Below are 13,593 nucleotides of genomic sequence, written 5' to 3' on the forward strand. Positions count from 1 at the left end.
GGGTTCTCCGTGGCCGCTCAGGCGGCGGCCGCTCGGGTGACGGCCGCCTGGGCGGCGGCTCTGGCGGATGCCGCGTCCGACGCGGCGAGCGCGGCCGAGGCGATCTCGCGCGCCTGGTCGCTGGTGTACTTCAGGAGGGTGGCCCGCACGTCGGCGAGTGCGGTGGGGGCCATGGACAGGCTCGTGGCGCCGAGGCCCACGAGCACGACGGCGAGCAGCGGATCCGCTGCCGCCTCTCCGCAGATGCCGACCGGCTTGCCGTGGCCGCGGCCGGCCTCGCCCACCTCGCCCACGAGCCGGAGCACCGCCGGGTGCCACGGGTCCTGGAACGACGCGACCGAACCGAGCAGCCGGTCGGCGGCGAGCGTGTACTGCGTGAGGTCGTTGGTGCCGATGGACGCGAAGTCGGCCTCGGCGAGGATGCGGTCGGCCAGCAGCGCCGAGGACGGAACCTCGACCATGACGCCGGCGGTCTTGATGCCGTAGTCGCGCGCGATCTCGACGAAGTAGGCGGTCTCCTCGACGGTGGACACCATCGGCGCCATGACCCACAGGTCGGCGTCGGTGGCGGCATCCGCCTCCGCCAGCGCGGTGAGCTGCTCGCGCAGGATGTCCTCGCTCGCCCGCAGCGCCCGCAGGCCCCGGAGGCCCAGCGCGGGGTTCTCCTCGTGCGCGTCGTTGAGGAACGCCAGCGGCTTGTCGGCGCCGGCGTCCAGCACGCGCACCACGACCTTCTTGCCGGGGAAGGCGGAGAGGAGCTTGGTGTACGCCTCACGCTGCTGCTCGACGGTGGGCGCCTGGTTCGACGACAGGAAGAGGAACTCGGTGCGGAACAGGCCCACGCCCTCCGCGCCGAGGGCGACGGCGTCCGTCGCGCCGTCGGGGTTGCCGAGGTTCGCCAGCAGCGGGATGGTCGTGCCGTCGGCGAGGGCGCCGTCGGTGATCGGCGCGGACGCCTGCGCGGCGCGCGCCGCGGCGCGATTCTGCGCCCGGTCGAGCTCTTCGGCGGTCGGGTCGGTCGTGACCACGCCGGCCGCGGCATCCACGATCACCGTCTCCCCGTCGCGCAGGCCGGTCGCCTGCACGGCGCCGACGACCGCGACGATCGACTTCTCGCGGGCGAGGATCGCGGTGTGCGAGGTCGGCCCGCCCTCGGTCGTGACCAGCGCCAGCACCTTGTCGAGGTCGAGGAGCGCGGTGTCGGCGGGGGCGAGGTCCTTGGCGACGAGGACGAACGGATGCCCCGGGTCGGGCACACCCGGAGCCGCCACGCCGCGCAGCCGCGCGATGACGCGCTGCGCGACGTCGTCGAGGTCGGCGGCACGCTCGCCCAGGTACCCGCCCAGCGCGGTGAGCTGGTCGCGGAACGACGCGAACGCGTCGTACACGGCGAACTCGCCGGTCTTGCCCTGCGCGATGCGCGCATTCACCTCGTCGGCGAGGCTCGGGTCCTCGGCCATCATCGCCTGCGCCTCGAGCACCTCCTGCGCGGCGCCGCCCGCCTGTGCGCCGCGCGCCTCCAGCTCGCGGGCGACGGCGGCGACGGCATCCGCCACCCGGGTTCTCTCCTCGTCCGGGGTCAGCGAGCTGGGCGCGTCGGACGGCGCCGGAAGCGGTTCCGCCATACGTGCGACGGGACCCTGCGCGACGCCCAGTCCGATCCCGACTCCCCGAAGTTCGGTCATGTTCATGCCTCCGCGTCGTGGTCGGTGGTGAGCAGTTCGGCGAGCCTGTCGAGCGTCGACTCGGCGCCGTCCCCGTCGGCGGTGAGCGTCACGTAGTCGCCCTGCTCCACGCCGAGCGCGATCACGCCCAGGATGCTCGCCGCGTTGACCGGCGCTCCCGAGTCCTTGGCGATCGTGATCGGGATGCCGGCGTCCTTGGCCGCCTGAGCGAACAGCTTCGCGGGCCGGGCGTGCAGCCCGTGCGCCGATCCGATGCGGACGGTGCGGGAGATGGGTGGCATGTGGTGGTGACCTCTCTGTCGGAGTCCGGCGTCGGTTCAGTATGCGGGGGAGGCGGGGTCGGGCGGGGCGACGGCCGGCTGCGGCTCCCTCTCGCCGGCCGCTGCGCGGACCACCTCCAGCGTGCGCGTCCCGTCGAGGTCCCCGAAGATGTCCGGCGGCAGCAGCACCACCGTCGTGCCCCGGGCTGCCGCATCCCGTTCGATGCGCTCGAGCGCATGAGCCAGATGCGGTCCCACGAGGACCATGTCCGCGGCGTCGAGGTCGATCGGGAGCGACCGCTCGGTGCCGGCGAAGGCGGCGTAGTCGAGCCCCTGGGCGTGCGCGGCGTGGCGCACGCGCTGGGCGACGAAGGTGCTGGACGCACCCGCTCCGCAGACCACCAGGATCCTCATCGATCCGCCTCCTTCCCTGCCATTGTTGTGAGAACGCTGGGAGGGGACAACCAGTCCTTCTTCCGCGGGGGCGGAAACCCGGGCGGCCTCGCCTTCCGCGCGCGTGATTGACTGGAGACGTGACCCGGGCCCGGCAAGATCGCGTGCTGGGGCTGCTCCTGCGCGACGGGGAATGGATGACCGCCTCGGCGCTGGCAGACGCTCTCGGCGTGACGCCGCGCAGCATCCGCTCCTATGTCACCGCCGCCAACACCCGGGTGGCGCCCGGCACAGCCGTCGAATCGGGCCCGCAGGGGTACCGCGCGGGCTCGGAGGCGGCGGCGGCTCTGCGCGCCGGAGCCGACCCCGGCACGCCCCGCGACCGCCTCCACACCCTGGTGCGCTCGCTGCTGGACGCGCCGGACGGGATCGACGTCTTCCACACCGCCGACGCGCTCCACGTCTCGCCCGCGACGCTGGACGCCGACCTGGCGCGGGTGCGCGGGCTCCTGGGCGGCACGGAGCTCACGCTCGAGCGCTCCGCGTCCCGGGCGCGCCTGCGCGGCACCGAGAGCGCGCAGCGGCGCCTGCTCAGCCGGCTCGCTCACGACGAGATGGACGCCGGGTCGTTCGACATCGCTGCCCTCCGCCGGACGCTCGGGGAGGGGTCGGTGGGCGCACGGGCGTTCGGCCCGTTCAAGACCGAGCTCGTCGCCCGTCTGGGGGAGCTCGGCTGGTTCGTCAACGAGTTCGGCATCGGCGATGTCGTGATGCACATCGCCATCGCCGCGGACCGCACGGCGCGCGATCGGCCGCTGGACACACCGGAATCGGATGCCGCGGCCGACCGCCCCACGCAGACGCAGGTCGCCGCGATCATCGCCGAGCTCGCCGAGCGCCACCTCGGGGTGCGGCTGGGCTCGGCCGACCTGCAGCACCTCGCGACCCTCGTGCTGACCAGGGTGGTCGCCCCGGACGGCGCCGCGGACGAGGCATCCGGATCCCGTCCCGCCTCGCTGGACGGCGAGGTGGAGCAGATCGTGCGCGAGGTCGTGACGGCGGCCGCCGAGGAGTTCCTCGTCGACATCGCGCACGACGACTTCGTCGCCCGGCTCGCCCTGCACGTGCAGAACCTGCTGCACCGCGCCCGCGAGCAGGCGTGGTCGCGGAACCCGCTGACGCGCTCCCTGAAGTCGACGTACCCGATGATCTTCGAGGTCGCGGTGTTCATCGCGAGCCGCCTGCAGCAGCGCCTGGGCATCCCGCTGCCCGACGACGAGATCGCCTACATCGCCATGCACGTCGGCGGGCGGCTCGAGCGCAGCCGCCGTGCCGACCAGCTGCTCACCGCGACGATCGTCTGCCCCGGCTACTACGACCTGCACGAGCTGCTGCGCTCGAGCGTCGACCGCTCGCTCGGACGGGCGGTCGAGGTCGTCGGCGTCGAGACGCGCGTCGACCCCGACTGGGACTCGATCGACACCGACCTCGTGCTGACGACCATCGACCCTCCGGCTCCGAGCGACCGGATCGTGCGGATCCAGCCGTTCCTCACCGACGCCGACGTGGAGCGCGTGCAGACCGCGGCCGGGCGCATCCGGCGTTCGCGCCGCCTCGCGCGCCTGCGGGCCGAGCTGGAGCGGTACTTCGAGCCCTCGGCCTTCGTCCGCGGGCTCGACGACGTGCCCGGCGGCGACGAAGGCGTGATCCGGGCGCTGGGCGCACTGCTGGTCGCCCAGGACGTCATCGACGCCGAGTACGTCGAGCGCACCATCAAGCGCGAACGGCTGTCGTCGACGGCGTTCACCGACGCCCTCGCGGTGCCGCATGCGCTGGAGATGACCGCGTCCCGCACCGCGATCGCGGTCGGGATCGCGGACCCCTCGATCCCGTGGGGCGACGCACGCGTGCAGGTGGTCGCACTCGTGGCGTTCTCGGAGTCCGACCGCGAGGCGTTCCAGACCGTCTTCGAGCAGTTCGTCGAGGTGTTCAGCGAACGCGACAGCGTGCAGCGCATCGTCCGCCGCGGCACGGACTTCAACGCCTTCCTCGACGAGCTCGTCGCCGTGATCGACGGCTGAGCCGAGGCATCCGCCTGCGTGTCGTGTCGCGGTGCGCCCCGGGTCAGCCGCGTGCCAGGCGCTCGGACAACCCGAGACGGACGGCGGGCCACTCGTGGGGGAGGATCGAGAAGACGACGGTGTCGCGGAAGGTGCCGTCGGGACCGAGACGGTGGTTGCGCAGCACGCCGTCCTGCTTCGCCCCCAGCCGCGCGATCGCGGCTCGCGACTGCCGGTTGTGCCAGTGCGTGCGGAACTCCACGGCGATCGCGTCGCAGGTCTCGAAGGCGTGCGCGAGCAGGAGGAGCTTCGACGCGGTGTTGACGGCGGTGCGCTGCGCCTCGGGACCGATCCAGGTGTGGCCGATCTCGACGTGCCGGTTCTGCTGGTCGATGTTGCAGAACGTCGTGGTGCCCACGACACGGCCGGTGTCGAGGCGGCGCACCGCCCAGGGATTCATGTGACCCTCGTCGCGCCACGCCAGCCGCTGCGCGATGTCGGCGCCCACCGTGTCGGTGCGGGGGACCGACGTGTACCAGGCGTGCTCGAGTCCGGCGGCGGCCACCCGCAGGTCGGCCTCGTGGGCGGGCTCGAGCGGCTCGAGCCGCACGTGCGCGTTCTCGAGCGTCAGGCGTTCCCGCAGCAGCATGCCTCCGAGCCTAGAGCCGGGGGCGCCCGCACCGAGGCCCCCGGCCAGTGCGGGCCGGACTCAGGACTCCTTGGCGTGCATCTCAGCCTCGACCACGGCGGCCGCGGCGGCCGGGTCGCTCCCTGACACCTGGGACGCCCGGCGGGCGGCGGCGATCGCTCGCTGACCGGCGGGCAGCCAGACCGAGAGCCCGATGACGACGAACGTCAGGACGCCCGCGGCGACCAGCAGCATCTCGATCGGCACGAGGTCGGCGAGCGGTCCGAACACGACCATGCCGATCGGCATCGCGACGGCCATCACGATGCCGACGAATCCGAACACGCGGCCCTGCCGCTCGGGTTCCACGGTCTCCTGCAGGAGCGTCATCGACGGGGTGGAGAAGAACGGCACGGCGAGTCCGACGAGGAACATGAACCCGAAGAAGACCCAGACGTTCGGCGACAGGCCCAGCCCGATCGAGAGCGCGCCGAACACCAGCGACGACGACACGATCATGCCGATCCGGCTGCGCTTGGCGAAGAAGGAGGCGACGAGGATGCCACCGAGCATCATGCCGACGCTGAAGGCGATCTCGAGCACGGCGAGGTTGACGACGTCCTGCGCCTCGCCCGCGGGGAACGAGCGCACCAGCATGAGCGGGGTGAGGTTCGAGGGTGCCACGGTGAGCAGGAAGATGATCGCGAACACCACCAGCAGCCACCGCACGAAGGCGTGGTGGGCGATGTAGCGGATGCCGTCGACGAGGTCGGCGAAGTAGCCGGTGTGGGCGTCGGCGGCCCGCCGGACGGTTCCGACCGGGATGAAGGCGAGGATGCCGATGCCGATGACGGCGGTCGCGACGTCGATGAAGAAGATCGGGATGAGCGATGCGGCCGAGCCGCCGGACGCGGCCGAGGCCCACGCGTACAGCGCGCCGGCGGCTGCCGGGGCCAGGAGGGCCATCGCTGACTGGATGGAGCCGTTGATGCCGTTGACCCGGATGAGGTTGCGCGTCGGCGCGATCTGCGGGATGAGCGCCGACACCGCCGGCATCTGGATGCCGGCGCCGGCCGACCGGACCGCCATGGTGGCGAAGATCAGCCACACCGCGTCGTACCCGGTCATCATGAGGAGTGCGAGCGCGAGCGTCGACGCCGCGATGGCCGCGTCGGCGCCCATGATGAGGTACTTGCGGTTGTGGCGGTCGGCCCAGACGCCGCCGAAGATGGACACGACCGCCTGCGGGAGGAAGCCGAACAGCGCCGCCAGCATCATCACGATGCCCGACTGGTACGTGATCGTCAGGTACCAGAAGACGGCGTACTGCACCAGCATCGATCCGAACAGGCTGACCGTCTGCCCGCTCAGGAACAGGATGACGTTGCGCAGCCAGCGAGGCGGGTCCGTCTGCACCGCGCCGTCGGCGCCGTCGTTCCCGCCGCTCATCGTCATTCCCCGTCCGTCGTCCGCGCGCGATCGCGAGCGGCTCGGAAGGGGGCTCGCGTGACAACGCGGACGCGACTCTAGCACGGGCCCCGGACACGCGCCCGGCGCCCGGCGGAGTCAGCCGCCATAGGCGTCCAGCAGCGCGCGGGCGCCGTCGGCGAGCGCGCGGATGCGCGCCGACGCGTCGTCGCGGTCGTCTCCTCTCACATCCAGATAGAGCTTGAGCTTGGGCTCGGTGCCGCTGGGCCGCACGATGACGCGCGACCCGTCCGCCAGCCACAGGCGAAGCACGTCGCCCGGCGGGAGGTCGCCGAAACCGCCGAGCAGATCGTCGATCCGCTCCACCGCGACCTCGCCCACGGACTGCGGATGCCGCTCCCGCAGCGCCCCCATGATCCGGCCGATCTGCGACAGATCGTCGACGCGCACCGAGATCTGGTCACTCGCGAACGAGCCGAACTGCTCGTCGAACTCCACGAGCAGGTCGGCGAGGGATGCGCCGCGTCCGCGCGCCTCCGCCACCATCCCGAGGATCGCCACGGCCGCCGAGATGCCGTCCTTGTCGCGGACCGTCTCCGGGTTGACGAGGTATCCCAGCGCCTCCTCGAACCCGAACACCATCCCGGGGGCGCGGGAGATCCACTTGAATCCGGTCAGCGTCGCGTGGAAGTCGAGGCCGTAGTGCTCGGCGACGGTCTGCAGTCCCGGCGACGACACCAGCGAGCAGGCGAGCGAAGCCCCGGCGGACGTGCCGTCGGCCGTCGCCAACCGGGCGGCGCGCCACCCCAGCAGCAGGCCGATCTCGTTGCCGGTGAGGCGCCGCCAGCCGCCCTCCGCCGCGTCGTCGGGCAGCGCGACGGCCAGCCGGTCCGCGTCAGGGTCGTTGGCGACGATCAGCTCCGCGCCGGAGTCGCGCGCGACCTCGAACGCGAGGTCCATCGCGCCGGGCTCCTCAGGATTGGGGAAGGCCACGGTCGGGAACCGGCCGTCGGGCTCGAGCTGCGCTGTCACCGGCACCGGGGCGGGGTAGCCCGCGGTCTCGAGGATGCGCGAGAAGGTCTCCCATCCGACGCCGTGCATGGCGGTGTACACCCAGGCGAGGCCCTCGGCCCCGGGCGGCGCCGGAGCCACCGCCGCCGTCGCCGCGATGTACTCCTCGACGACCGCCTCGGTCGCCAGCTCGAAGCCCAGCGAGCGGGGGATGGTCGAGACGTCGCCTGCGTCGGCGATGCGCTGGATGTGCGCGGCGATCTCGGCGTCGGCGGGCGACACGATCTGCGAGCCGTCGTCGTCGCCGCCGAGGTACACCTTGTAGCCGTTGTCGTCCGGCGGGTTGTGGCTGGCGGTGACCATGACGCCGGCCGCCGCGCCGAGGTGGCGGACGGCGAAGGCCAGGACGGGGGTCGGCAGCAGGCGCGGCAGCAGGATGGCGCGCAGGCCCGCGCCGGCGAAGATCTCGGCGGAGTCCCGTGCGAAGACGTCGGAGTTGCGGCGGCCGTCGTAGCCGATGACGACGATGGGCGCATCGTCGAGGATGCCGGGGATCTGCGGACCCTCGGCCTCGAGCGCGTCCGGTGACGGCGCGTCGGTGAGCGCCGCGGCCGACGTGCCGGCGGGGGGTCGATCGGCCGCGGCGGGAGCGTCCGCGGCGAGAGGAGGCATCCCGGCCCGTTCCCGGACGTACGCAGCGAGACCGGCGGCCGCCTGCGCCACCAGCACGCGGTTCATGCGGTTGCTCCCGGCGCCGAGCGCGCCGCGCAGACCCGCCGTGCCGAACGCCAGCCGAGTCGCGAACCGGTCGGCGAGGTCGTCGGCCGCACCGGCGTCGCCCGCCTCGGCGGCCTCGACCAGAGCGCGCAGCTCGGCGCGCGTGTCGGCGTCGGGGTCCTGTGCCATCCACGCGCGCGCGCGGGCGAGGACGGCGGCGGGGTCGTCGGCTCCGGCGGGGACCTGGTCGGGTGCCGGCTCCTGGACGTCCGGGCTCGCGGCCGGCACCTCCTCGCCGTTCACAGTGCGCCGATCACGCGGGCGAGCAGGGACGAGATCCTCGGCTCGGCCTCCCGGCCGGCGTCGATGACCTCCTGGTGGCTGAGCGGGGTCTTCTGGATGCCCGCGGCCATGTTGGTGATGAGCGAGAAGCCGAGGATCTCCATGCCCGCCTGCCGCGCGGCGATCGCCTCGAGCGCCGTCGACATGCCGACGATGTGCCCGCCGAAGGTCTTGACCATCTGCACCTCCGCGGGCGTCTCGTACTGCGGCCCGCGGAACTGGCAGTACACGCCCTCGTCCAATGTCGGCTCGATCGACCGCGCGAGATCGCGCAGGCGCATCGAGTACAGGTCGGTGAGATCGATGAACGTCGCCCCCTCGAGGGGGGTGTCGCCGGTGAGGTTGATGTGGTCGCTGATCAGCACCGCGCGCCCCGGCGACCAGGTGTGCCGGATGCCGCCCGCGCCGTTGGTGAGCACCATCGTGCGCGCACCGGTCGCTGCGGCGGTGCGCACGCTGTGCACGACCCGGCGGACGCCGTGTCCCTCGTAATAGTGCGTGCGGGCTCCGATGACGAGCACGCGGCGCCCCTTGGGGGTGGCGATGCTGCGGAGGGTGCCGACGTGGCCCGCGAGGGCCGGGGCGCTGAAGCCGGTCACCTCCGTGGCGGGGAACGTCGAGGTCGTCTCGCCGAGCAGCTCGGCGGCCTTGCCCCAGCCGCTGCCGAGGGTCAGCGCGATGTCGTGGCGCTCGACTCCGGTGATGCGGGCGATGTCCTCGGCGGCAGCCGCCGCGACCTCGAACGGGTCTGCGGCGGGGTCGTCGAGGGGATTGCCGGTGGTGTCTGACATGTCACCACTTTAGGAATGAGCGGCGGTCAGAGCCAACGGTGCCTCCGGCGGCCCCGCCCGGGAGTGTCGCAAGGGATTCGTGCCCGGCGCTTTGCGCAGGCAAGAATGGAACCCATGTCGATCAGCTTCGAGCGCACGCAGAGCGTCGCCATCATCGGCGGCGGACCGGGCGGGTACGAGGCGGCCCTGGCGGCCGCGCAGCTCGGGGCCGAGGTGACGGTGGTCGAACGGGCAGGCATCGGCGGCTCCGCGGTCATCACCGACGTCGTGCCGTCCAAATCCCTCATCGCCACCGCCGATGCGGCCGTCGCGATCGCCGGAGCGGGCGACCTCGGGGTGCAGCTGTTCGCCAAGGGCAAGGACGGCAAGCCGCTGAAGCCCGAGATCGCGATCAACCTCGCCGCGGTCAACAAGCGCCTCCTCACCCTGGCCCGCCAGCAGTCCGACGACATGCGCGCCACGCTCGCCGAAGCGGGCGTGCGCATCATCTCGGGCCACGGCCGCCTCGAGGGCGACGACGCGGTCGTCGTGTCGACCGGTCCCGGCGGGACCGATTTCGACCGGATCGAGGCCGACACGCTCGTGGTCTCGACGGGGTCCTCGCCCCGCGTGCTGCCGTCGGCCATGCCCGACGGGGAGCGCATCCTCACCTGGACGCAGCTCTACAACATGTCCGCGATCCCGGAGCACCTGATCGTCGTCGGCTCCGGCGTGACCGGCGCGGAGTTCGCCGGCGCCTACATGAACCTCGGCGCTCAGGTCACGCTGGTCTCGAGCCGCGACCAGGTGCTGCCGGGCGAGGACAAGGACGCCGCGGCCGTGCTCGAGCGCGTGTTCCAGCGCGGCGGCATGAAGCTCCTGCAGAAGTCGCGGGCCGACAAGGTGGAGAACACCGGCGACCGCGTCGTGGTGACGCTGTCCGACGGCAGCACCGTCGAGGGCAGCCACTGCCTCATGGCGGTCGGATCGATCCCGAACACCGCGGGCATCGGCCTCGAGGAGGCGGGCGTCCAGATGACCGAGTCCGGCCACATCCAGGTCAATCGCGTCGCGCGCACCTCGGTGCCCAACATCTACGCCGCGGGCGACTGCACCACGTTCGTTCCGCTCGCGTCGGTCGCCTCGATGCAGGGCCGCACCGCCGTCTTCCATGCGCTGGGCGACATCGTGATCCCGCTCGAGCGCAGGCGCATCACGTCGAACATCTTCACCGCGCCCGAGATCGCCACCATCGGGTGGCAGGAGCACGACATCGCGGGCGGCCACGTCCAGGGCGTCGTGCACAAGCTCCCGCTGGCGGCCAACGCCCGCGCGAAGATGATGGGCGTCAAGGACGGCTTCGTGAAGCTCATCGCCCGCGAGGGCAGCGGCACCGTCATCGGCGGCGTCATCGTGGCCCCCCGGGCGTCGGAGCTCATCTACCCCATCGCGATCGCCGTGGAGCGCCGCCTCACCGTCGACCAGGTCTCCCGCGTCTTCGCGGTCTACCCGTCGCTGTCGGGGAGCATCACGGATGCCGCGCGCGCGATGCACGTCGTCGACCACAACATCTACGGCGGCTGACGCCGAGCCTCTCCCGCCGAGTGCACGGGCTCCCGCCCGATGCACGGAGTGCGGGCGGGAAGACGCCGTGCGCTCGGCGCGACGTCGCGCATTCGGAGGTCGACGCGCGCGCAGCAGTGAGGGATCGGATGCCTCGGAGCGAGGCATCCGGCGTCAGGAGATCGTCAGGAGCTGGTGGCCGGCCGAGACCGTCGTGCCGGGGTCGGCGTTGATGGCGCCGATGACGCCGTCCTTGTGGGCCTGGATGGGCTGCTCCATCTTCATCGCCTCGAGCACCACGACGAGGTCGCCCTTGACGACCTGCTGGCCCTCCTCGACGGCAACCTTGACCACGGTCGCCTGCATCGGCGACTTCACCGCGTTGCCCGACGCGCCGGCGACGACCGAGGGGGAGTGCGAGCGGCGCGACGGCGGGACGGCCGCCGGGCGCCCCGCGACGCCGACGGGCGCGACGACCCGGTCGGGAAGGCTCACCTCGAGGCGCTTGCCCGCGACCTCGACGACCACCGTGTGGCGCGCCTCGGCCGGGCTGGGCTCGCTGAGCTCACCGTCCCACGGCGCGATGTCGTTCACGAACTGGGTCTCGATCCACCGGGTGTAGACCCCGAACTCGCCGTCCTCTGCGGTGAAGGCGGGGTCGCGCACCACCGCGCGGTGGAACGGGAGCACAGTGGGAAGACCCGACACCTCGAATTCGTCCAGCGCACGTCGCGACCGCTCCAGCGCCTCGGCGCGGTCCCGGCCGGTGACGATGATCTTCGCGAGCAGCGAGTCGAAGGAGCCCGAGACGCTGTCGCCGGCGGTCACGCCGGAGTCCAGCCGGATGCCGGGGCCGCCGAAGGTCTTGAAGACGTGGATGGGTCCGGGCTGCGGGAGGAAGCCGCGCCCCGGGTCCTCGCCGTTGATGCGGAACTCGATCGAGTGCCCGTCGGCGACCGGGTCGTCGTAGCCGAGCTCCTCGCCCTCGGCCAGGCGGAACTGCTCGCGCACGAGGTCGATCCCGGTGACCTCCTCCGAGACCGGGTGCTCGACCTGCAGGCGCGTGTTCACCTCGAGGAACGAGATGGTGCCGTCGGCGCCGATGAGGAACTCGCACGTGCCCGCGCCGACGTAGCCGACCTCCTTGAGGATCGCCTTCGAGGCGTCGTACAGCGTCCGGTTCTGCTCGTCGGTGAGGAACGGCGCCGGCGCCTCTTCGACCAGCTTCTGGTGGCGGCGCTGCAGCGAGCAGTCGCGCGTCGAGATGACGACGACGTTGCCCGCGGCATCCGCGAGGCACTGCGTCTCGACGTGGCGGGGCTTGTCGAGGTACTTCTCGACGAAGCACTCGCCGCGGCCGAAGGCGGTGATGGCCTCGCGCGTCGCCGAGTCGAACATCTCGGGGACCTCGTCGATGGTGCGGGCGACCTTCAGGCCGCGGCCGCCGCCGCCGTACGCCGCCTTGATGGCGATCGGGAGACCCACCGACTCGGCGAACGCGACGACCTCGTCGGCGCCCGAGACGGGGCCCGGGGTCCCGGGGGCGAGGGGCGCGCCCACCTTCTCGGCGACGGCGCGGGCGGTCACCTTGTCGCCGAGCGCCTCGATGGCCTCGGGCGACGGGCCGATCCACACCAGCCCGGCACCGATCACGGCGCGCGCGAAGTCGGCGTTCTCGGCCAGGAACCCGTAGCCCGGGTGCACGGCGTCGGCGCCCGAGCGGCGGGCCACCGACAGGATCTTGTCGATCGACAGGTAGGTCTCGGCGCTCGTCGAGCCGTCGAGCGCGTACGCCTCGTCGGCGAGGCGGGCGTGCATCGCATCGCGGTCCTGGTCGGCGTACACGGCGACCGAGGACTTCCCCGCGTCGCGGGCGGCGCGGATGACGCGGACGGCGATCTCGCCGCGGTTGGCAACGAGAACCTTGGCGATCTGAGGCATGAGTGCCAGCCTACCGACGGCACCGCGGGGGCTTTTGAGCGGTTCATACAAGAACCGACCAGAAACGTGGGATTCCTACTACAACCTGCAGGGGGCCCGCGTGCCGTGCTCCCTACCGTGCGGAGGTCTCCTCGAGCGAGGGATCCGTCGTGTTCCACAGCGACGTCCACTCGACGCCGAGTTCGCGCACCAGCGCCCGCAGCGTCGCCACCGACATGCCGACCACGGTGGAGGGGTCGCCCTCCACGCGCGAGATGAAGGCGCCGCCGAGACTGTCGACGGTGAACGCGCCCGCCACGTGCAGCGGCTCGCCGGTGCCGACGTACGCCTCGATCTCGGCATCCGTCATGTCATCGACGAAGGAGACGGATGCCTCGGCGGTGGCGTGCACCTCGTGCGGCGCGCGATCAGGGCAGACGCGCACGACGGCATGCCCGGAGTGCAGCACGCCGGTACGACCCCGCATCGCCTGCCAGCGGGCGCGGGCGTTCTCGTGCGTGTAGGGCTTGCCCAGCACCTCGCCGTCGAGCTCGAACATCGAGTCCCCGCCGATCACGATGCCGTCGAAGTCGGGGATGTCGTCCCGCAGCCGCGCGGCGACGTCCGCCGCCTTGCGGCGGGCGAGGAGGAGGACATGCTCGTCGGGGGCGAGCGTGCGCGCCTCCGCGGTCTCGACGGCGGCGATCACCGCCTCCTCGTCGACATCGGGGGCGAGCGTCAGCGGGCGGATGCCGAACTGACGCAGCAGCATCAGCCGGGCGGGCGAGGTCGAGGCGAGGCAGACGCGCATGCGTC

The 13,593-nt window shown here is 72.4% G+C and carries 11 protein-coding genes; 2 read left to right on the forward strand and 9 right to left on the reverse strand.

What is annotated here, in order from left to right; translation table 11 throughout:
• Positions 1-17 precede the first annotated feature (17 nt).
• From ptsP to IR212_RS04325, 3 genes are read right to left on the reverse strand one after another with little or no spacing between them, the layout of a single operon-like run.
• Positions 18-1,685 carry a phosphoenolpyruvate--protein phosphotransferase gene (gene ptsP, locus IR212_RS04315; RefSeq protein ID WP_194397756.1) on the reverse strand — a complete coding sequence of 556 codons (1,668 nt, stop codon included), beginning with the start codon at positions 1,683-1,685 and terminating at the stop codon, positions 18-20.
• A gap of 2 nt (positions 1,686-1,687) precedes the next feature.
• Positions 1,688-1,966, reverse strand: a complete 279-nt coding sequence (locus IR212_RS04320; protein ID WP_194397757.1) for an HPr family phosphocarrier protein — start codon at positions 1,964-1,966, stop codon at positions 1,688-1,690.
• A gap of 36 nt (positions 1,967-2,002) precedes the next feature.
• Positions 2,003-2,359, reverse strand: a complete 357-nt coding sequence (locus tag IR212_RS04325; protein WP_194397758.1) for a PTS sugar transporter subunit IIB — start codon at positions 2,357-2,359, stop codon at positions 2,003-2,005.
• 176 nt (positions 2,360-2,535) lie between these two features.
• Between IR212_RS04325 and IR212_RS04330 the strand changes: the two genes are divergently transcribed.
• On the forward strand, positions 2,536-4,419 hold the full coding sequence (locus IR212_RS04330; RefSeq protein ID WP_194398516.1) for a BglG family transcription antiterminator: 1,884 nt from the start codon (positions 2,536-2,538) through the stop codon (positions 4,417-4,419).
• Between the two features lie 43 nt (positions 4,420-4,462).
• Here IR212_RS04330 and IR212_RS04335 read toward each other — a convergent pair whose 3' ends face one another.
• The 4 genes from IR212_RS04335 to IR212_RS04350 form a co-directional block, all read right to left on the reverse strand.
• Complete coding sequence (locus tag IR212_RS04335; protein WP_194397759.1) at positions 4,463-5,047, reverse strand: GNAT family N-acetyltransferase; 585 nt, start codon at positions 5,045-5,047, stop codon at positions 4,463-4,465.
• Positions 5,048-5,107: 60 nt separating this feature from the next.
• Entirely contained in the window at positions 5,108-6,475 is a 1,368-nt protein-coding gene (locus IR212_RS04340; RefSeq protein WP_228479479.1) for an MFS transporter, read from the reverse strand.
• Positions 6,476-6,592: 117 nt separating this feature from the next.
• Positions 6,593-8,371 carry a phospho-sugar mutase gene (locus IR212_RS04345; protein WP_194398517.1) on the reverse strand — a complete coding sequence of 593 codons (1,779 nt, stop codon included), beginning with the start codon at positions 8,369-8,371 and terminating at the stop codon, positions 6,593-6,595.
• Positions 8,372-8,481: 110 nt separating this feature from the next.
• Positions 8,482-9,315, reverse strand: a complete 834-nt coding sequence (locus IR212_RS04350; RefSeq protein WP_194397761.1) for a purine-nucleoside phosphorylase — start codon at positions 9,313-9,315, stop codon at positions 8,482-8,484.
• Positions 9,316-9,429: 114 nt separating this feature from the next.
• Between IR212_RS04350 and IR212_RS04355 the strand changes: the two genes are divergently transcribed.
• Complete coding sequence (locus IR212_RS04355; protein ID WP_420488614.1) at positions 9,430-10,878, forward strand: NAD(P)H-quinone dehydrogenase; 1,449 nt, start codon at positions 9,430-9,432, stop codon at positions 10,876-10,878.
• A 153-nt stretch (positions 10,879-11,031) separates the two neighbouring features.
• On the opposite strand, the gene IR212_RS04360 is transcribed toward IR212_RS04355, so the two are convergent.
• Positions 11,032-12,798: an acetyl/propionyl/methylcrotonyl-CoA carboxylase subunit alpha gene (locus IR212_RS04360; protein ID WP_194397763.1), complete on the reverse strand. Its 1,767-nt coding sequence runs from the start codon at positions 12,796-12,798 to the stop codon at positions 11,032-11,034.
• A 112-nt stretch (positions 12,799-12,910) separates the two neighbouring features.
• The gene (locus IR212_RS04365; RefSeq protein ID WP_194397764.1) at positions 12,911-13,588 is read right to left on the reverse strand and encodes a Maf family protein; all 678 of its coding nucleotides are present in this window, start codon (positions 13,586-13,588) and stop codon (positions 12,911-12,913) included.
• Positions 13,589-13,593: the final 5 nt, after the last annotated feature.

It is taken from the genome of Microbacterium atlanticum (assembly GCF_015277815.1).
GTDB lineage: Bacteria > Actinomycetota > Actinomycetes > Actinomycetales > Microbacteriaceae > Microbacterium > Microbacterium atlanticum.

Bases quoted from the DNA above. Each gene is read 5' to 3' on its own strand.
- ptsP (WP_194397756.1), bottom strand. From the start codon at position 1,685: ATGACCGAACTTCGGGGAGTCGGGATCGGACTGGGCGTCGCGCAGGGT.
- IR212_RS04320 (WP_194397757.1), bottom strand. From the start codon at position 1,966: ATGCCACCCATCTCCCGCACCGTCCGCATCGGATCGGCGCACGGGCTG.
- IR212_RS04325 (WP_194397758.1), bottom strand. From the start codon at position 2,359: ATGAGGATCCTGGTGGTCTGCGGAGCGGGTGCGTCCAGCACCTTCGTC.
- IR212_RS04330 (WP_194398516.1), top strand. From the start codon at position 2,536: ATGACCGCCTCGGCGCTGGCAGACGCTCTCGGCGTGACGCCGCGCAGC.
- IR212_RS04335 (WP_194397759.1), bottom strand. From the start codon at position 5,047: ATGCTGCTGCGGGAACGCCTGACGCTCGAGAACGCGCACGTGCGGCTC.
- IR212_RS04340 (WP_228479479.1), bottom strand. From the start codon at position 6,475: ATGAGCGGCGGGAACGACGGCGCCGACGGCGCGGTGCAGACGGACCCG.
- IR212_RS04345 (WP_194398517.1), bottom strand. From the start codon at position 8,371: ATGGCACAGGACCCCGACGCCGACACGCGCGCCGAGCTGCGCGCTCTG.
- IR212_RS04350 (WP_194397761.1), bottom strand. From the start codon at position 9,315: ATGTCAGACACCACCGGCAATCCCCTCGACGACCCCGCCGCAGACCCG.
- IR212_RS04355 (WP_420488614.1), top strand. From the start codon at position 9,430: ATGTCGATCAGCTTCGAGCGCACGCAGAGCGTCGCCATCATCGGCGGC.
- IR212_RS04360 (WP_194397763.1), bottom strand. From the start codon at position 12,798: ATGCCTCAGATCGCCAAGGTTCTCGTTGCCAACCGCGGCGAGATCGCC.
- IR212_RS04365 (WP_194397764.1), bottom strand. From the start codon at position 13,588: ATGCGCGTCTGCCTCGCCTCGACCTCGCCCGCCCGGCTGATGCTGCTG.